The sequence below is a fragment of the Helicobacter jaachi genome, assembly GCF_000763135.2.
GTDB lineage: Bacteria > Campylobacterota > Campylobacteria > Campylobacterales > Helicobacteraceae > Helicobacter_C > Helicobacter_C jaachi.
The window spans coordinates 1-4,838 of record NZ_JRPR02000020.1 but is presented as its reverse complement, the minus strand read 5'-3'; the positions used below and the strand labels follow the sequence as shown (position 1 = coordinate 4,838).

Genomic DNA, 4,838 nt, shown 5'->3' with positions numbered 1-4,838 from the left:
TGACTTGCGCACAAGAGGATAAAAATGGCAAAGATTGATATAAATCAAGGGCGGCTTGAATATTTATTAGAATTATTTGATTTTGAGAGTTTGGAGGTTAGGAGAAAACAATGGACCACAAAATAGCTAAAATGTTGTGAAAAGTTACTTTTTGACAAAATAGATTCTAAAATATAAAATCTTGCTTGGCTGTAAAAAGAAATATGTTACAATGTTTTTGCTTCCTTTGTAGGCTTTAAGCCTATGAAGCCCCTAGCTTAGCAGATGCGGCTGGGGATTTTAAGGAATTGTTTTGAGAGTATTGACTTATGTAGATGGATTTAATCTTTATCATTCAATAAAGGATTTGGGTGACGATTTTTCGTATTTGAAATGGCAGAATCTATTTAAATTATCTAAGACTTTTTTATCAAAAAATGACGAAATTATTTCATTAAAATTTTTTACTGCTTATCCCACTTGGAAGCCACATTCACATAAAAGGCACTTAGCATTTGTAGAAATCTTAAAAGATTTAGGCATAGATGTTATAGAGGGTAGCTTTAAGACAAAGGAAGTATTTTGCACGCATTGCAAACATACATTTATAAAGCACGAGGAAAAGCAAACAGATGTCAATATCGCCGTGCATATAGTGAATGATATTTATAGAAATAAAGCGGAAATTATACAGCTTATTAGCGGGGATACTGACCTTATACCGCCACTTAATGTAGCTAAAAATAATGCCTTTAAGATTCATCTTGTAGTCCCAAGAAAGCGTAAAGTTAATGGATTTGATAGCATTATAGATAAAAAATCAAAGATAAAAATAGAGCATCTTAAAAATAGTTTTTTGGGAGATTTTTACACTACAAAAACTGGCAAAATTATTAAATGCCCTTATCCTATCCCACAAAATTAATATTTCTAATGTTTAGAATCTAAATTCAATGAAATAATTACAGGTTATTTTACCCCTTTAGATTCTGTAAAAATCCCATAAAATCGCGCTTGCACATCATAAAATTTGTATAAAACCTTTTTAAAATCCACAAAGAGGGCAAAATGGCAATTCACAACAAAAAAGAAATAGAAATTTTTTATAAAACGCATAATCTAAGCATAAAAGAGGTGGCTTTACACTTTCAAATGAGCTACCGCACGCTAGCGCACTGGGTGAAAAGTGAGGGCTGGCAAATGGGCAGCGCGATAGAAAATGTGCAGGTGCTAAAAGAGGACATCGTGCGCAAAAACATCACAAAATCCTTACAAATTGCCAAAGACAACATAAAAGATGAGATACGCCATAATCTTGGCGAGTGCGCAAATGAGCTAGATAGCTTGCTTTTAGATAATTTGCTAGCCTCTAGCACGGAGGAGCTGCTTTTGCGCGTGATGAGTTTGGAGCATATTCACAAAAATCTAGCGCTTTTAAGCGCGGTGGCAAAGGATAATTTGCTAAAAATTGCGCGTGATGCCAAAAATGCGCAAGAGCGCGCTATGGTGATAGCCTGCGCAGAGAAAGTGGGCAAAATGTATGAGAGCTTGCAGAGTGCCATTTATGGCAAAAATCTAACCATAAACAGCACAAATAGCGCAAATAAAAGGCTAGAGGATTTGAGCAATGAGGAGCTAGAGAGTTTAATTAGAGAGCTTGATAGTTAGTTATTTACCCCTTTTTTATGGCGTGAATTTATCGCAAAATGCGCCAAAATTATGAAAGGGTGATAAAAATATGTATCATGTAACACTTCAGAGGCTAAAAGAATACAAAAACATAAAAAAGCCAAATGTTGAAAAAATCGAGGATAGCACAATCGGCGAATTTGTCGTGCGTGATGATAATGGCAAAGAGATATGGCGGTGCTTTGTGGTGGAAAATATCGGAGAATCTACCGACACGCCAAACTTAGACAAGCGCATAATGCCGCGCACTTATAGGATAAAGTGGTGTTTTACCAAAGTGAGCTTGCCACAAGCGTATAAAAATGTCGATTTTAACGCGTGGAGCGATAAAGTCGAATCCAAATACCACGAGCGCTACACAAAATACGGCTTTAAAAATATCGGACTTTTGCTTTATACGCCCGATTTGCCTAGCTTTGAAAATCGCACAATTTACATACATATAGGCAATTATCCACAGGACACAGCCGCGTGCTTGCTTTTAAACAAAGTGGATAACAAAAATGGCACAGGCGCGCAAAGCACGCTAGCTTGTCAAGAGTTTTATGACTTTGTGCTAAAAGAGGGCGTTGAGAATTTTAAAATTAAAGTTAAAGAGATAGAGTAAAAAGTATGAGACTTGATATGTTTATAGGGCTAGTTTTGGGGTTTTTGGTGCTGCTTTTTACCTCTGTGTGCGGGAATGTGTTTTTGTATTTTAAGAATCAAAGCCTAAATAAAGAGCTAGCGCGCATTGATACGCTTCTCAATGTGCAAAATGCGCAAATTAAAGCACTAGAGCTAGATACGCAAAATTATGCTTGCGATGCGGAGAGCTTAAATAATTTCACGCGCGAGAAATATAAATCGGTGATGAGCGAACACGAGGTGGAGAGCTGTGAAAGCAAGCTAGCGGAGTTTGAAAAAGCACTAGGAATCTATGAAAAAAGGTAAAATATGCAAGTAAAGACAATTTTGGGCGTAAAATGCGTGGTTTTGGAGCAAAAAGAGGTCGATTTTATTAATGATGAGCTAATTTTGCAGGCTTTTAAAGAGCTAAAAGCCGCGCTAGGCGAGAAAAGTCAGACAAAAGCCATTTATCTAAACGCACTTGAAGGGTATCTAAGTGAGGTGGGCGAAGTGTGTGATTTTAAAGATTATTTATTGTTGCTAGAAAATAATCGTGCGCTGTGCAATTTGGGCTGCTGCTTTTTTGATTATGCGGACTGCAAGGGCAAAGATGAGGCTTTTTGCTTTGAATTTTTAAAAGCGCTCAATCCCCCGTGGATTAACGCGCAGCCGCTTATGGCAAAGGAATATGCGCAAAGAGTGGCTAGAAAGATAAAAGCCATTGAGAGCTTGGCGCACTAGAAAGTAAAACGACAAGGGAAACCATCGCCTACGGGGGCAGATTTGCCGTTAAAATCTGCCCTAAAGTAACAAAATTAAGATAATTTTGTTATAATTACGCACAGGAGTGCTGCAATTACGATGATTTGCATTTTTGAACCTCCTTTCTTTTGGATTGGAGGCGCACCCTTAGTGAAGCCGTTATTCACTAAGTAACGCGCCTCACAAGATGATTTTACTTCAAAAATTTTTAATTACCCCTTTTTTTATGGCATTTTTAGGCGCAAAATACGCTAAAATCACTAAAGGAAGCCCTCATGCGCCAAATTTTTATGTGCTATATCATTTTGTTTGCCGCGCTACTGCTTTTGTGCGGGTGTGCGGATAAAGTTGTGTATGTGCCTACAAAGTGCGATGTGCCAGCGCGTGCAAAGCCCATAAATCAAGGCAGTGTGATAAAGTATTTGAAAGAAGTGTTGATTTATGCTGAGGGTTTGGAGCGGGATTTGAATTTTTGCCGCGGTGCGCAACAATGAACTTTAATGCAAAGGCTTTAAAACTAGAGGAAGCACGCCGCGTAAAGGCACGCAGGGATTTAAAATACTTTCTCACACTCAAGTGGGAGCGCTATGAGCAAAAGCCTTTTTTGGATAATTGGCATATTGATTATTTGTGCAAGGTGTTGGAGCATACTTTGCCAAAAGATGCGCAAAATAAAGATAAATCCGCGCTCAATCCACAAAATCCTCCACAAAATATAACAGAATTCGCACCCAACTTTTGCGCGCACACGCCCTTACCTTTCGCGCCCTTACCTTTCGCGCCTGCACATATAAACTCTAGCTTTTCTTTTTGGCAAGGGGGGAGGGGCTTGAATTGCGAAGTCGCTCCCTCTCCCCGGCACACCCCTCACCCCGACGACGCCTTTAAGGTCGCGCATAAAGCGCAATTTAATTTTATTGCGGATAAAGATATACTTTATCCGCGCAAAACACAGGCGCGAAAACTTATTACAAGATTGATGATAAACATGCCGCCAAGTTATGGCAAAACTGAAATCATCGCTAGAACCTTCATCGCGTGGGCTTTGGGGAATGATAGAAAGCGCAAATTCATCTACATTTCTTATAGCGATGAGCTGTGCCGCAAGATTAATAATCAAGTGCGCGATTTGATTAAAAGCCCGTTTTGGACGCAGGTTTTTAGGCAAAAAGCGGAGTTTTTGCAAGATAATGCTAATGAATTTGTGCTAAAAGAGGGCGGAGGCTTGTTTGTAACCACGCTAAAATCGGCTATCACAGGATTTCACGCGCATCAAATTTTAATTGATGACCCCATAAAAGTAGCAGATATGAGCTCAAAAGTGGAGAGAAGTCGCGTGAATGCAAACTTTAAAGAGAGCGTGCTGTCGCGCTTACAGGATAATCAAAGTAATATTACGATTTTAATGCAAAGGCTAGGTGATGAGGATTTATGCGGATTTTTATTAGATAGGCGCAATTTTGCACCAGAAATTATAGCAAAATGGCAAAAAATAGAGCTAAAAGCGCTACAAAATGCACCACAAAGCTACAAAATCGGCACTTTTTGCTATGAAAGGGCTGCAAATGAGCCGCTTTTCCCCGCGCGGCATAATGCAAACGAGCTAGCAAGCCTAAGGGCGCAAATGGGCGAAGATGAGTTTAGCACGCAGTATTTGCAAGAGCCGCAAACTAGCGAGGCAGGGTTTTTTGAAAGTGTGCATTTTAAAATTATCCCCTCATACGAGCTAGGCGCGCATAATGAGTATATTTTTGTGGATTATGCCATTTCTTTGGATAGAGCAGCGGATAATCGCGCTA

7 protein-coding genes are annotated in these 4,838 nt (G+C 39.2%); all 7 read left to right on the top strand.

What is annotated here, in order from left to right; translation table 11 throughout:
- The first annotated feature begins 292 nt into the window (after window positions 1-292).
- Window positions 293-904, top strand: coding sequence for an NYN domain-containing protein (locus tag LS71_RS09295; RefSeq protein ID WP_034356409.1), 612 nt, complete (start codon window positions 293-295; stop codon window positions 902-904).
- A 143-nt stretch (window positions 905-1,047) separates the two neighbouring features.
- Window positions 1,048-1,647, top strand: a complete 600-nt coding sequence (locus LS71_RS09290) for a hypothetical protein (protein ID WP_034356411.1) — start codon at window positions 1,048-1,050, stop codon at window positions 1,645-1,647.
- 70 nt (window positions 1,648-1,717) lie between these two features.
- Entirely contained in the window at window positions 1,718-2,275 is a 558-nt protein-coding gene (locus LS71_RS09285; RefSeq protein WP_034356414.1) for a DUF5675 family protein, read from the top strand.
- A gap of 5 nt (window positions 2,276-2,280) precedes the next feature.
- Window positions 2,281-2,601: a hypothetical protein gene (locus LS71_RS09280; protein ID WP_034356417.1), complete on the top strand. Its 321-nt coding sequence runs from the start codon at window positions 2,281-2,283 to the stop codon at window positions 2,599-2,601.
- Between the two features lie 3 nt (window positions 2,602-2,604).
- On the top strand, window positions 2,605-3,018 hold the full coding sequence (locus LS71_RS09275) for a hypothetical protein (RefSeq protein ID WP_034356419.1): 414 nt from the start codon (window positions 2,605-2,607) through the stop codon (window positions 3,016-3,018).
- A gap of 296 nt (window positions 3,019-3,314) precedes the next feature.
- Window positions 3,315-3,533 carry a hypothetical protein gene (locus LS71_RS09270; RefSeq protein ID WP_052058162.1) on the top strand — a complete coding sequence of 73 codons (219 nt, stop codon included), beginning with the start codon at window positions 3,315-3,317 and terminating at the stop codon, window positions 3,531-3,533.
- A partial coding sequence (locus tag LS71_RS09265) for a terminase large subunit domain-containing protein (protein WP_238700402.1) occupies window positions 3,530-4,838 on the top strand: 1,309 nt, incomplete at its 3' end. The genes LS71_RS09270 and LS71_RS09265, both read left to right, overlap by 4 nt.

Bases quoted from the DNA above. Each gene is read 5' to 3' on its own strand.
- LS71_RS09280 (WP_034356417.1), top strand. From the start codon at position 2,281: ATGAGACTTGATATGTTTATAGGGCTAGTTTTGGGGTTTTTGGTGCTG.
- LS71_RS09290 (WP_034356411.1), top strand. From the start codon at position 1,048: ATGGCAATTCACAACAAAAAAGAAATAGAAATTTTTTATAAAACGCAT.
- LS71_RS09270 (WP_052058162.1), top strand. From the start codon at position 3,315: ATGCGCCAAATTTTTATGTGCTATATCATTTTGTTTGCCGCGCTACTG.
- LS71_RS09285 (WP_034356414.1), top strand. From the start codon at position 1,718: ATGTATCATGTAACACTTCAGAGGCTAAAAGAATACAAAAACATAAAA.
- LS71_RS09275 (WP_034356419.1), top strand. From the start codon at position 2,605: ATGCAAGTAAAGACAATTTTGGGCGTAAAATGCGTGGTTTTGGAGCAA.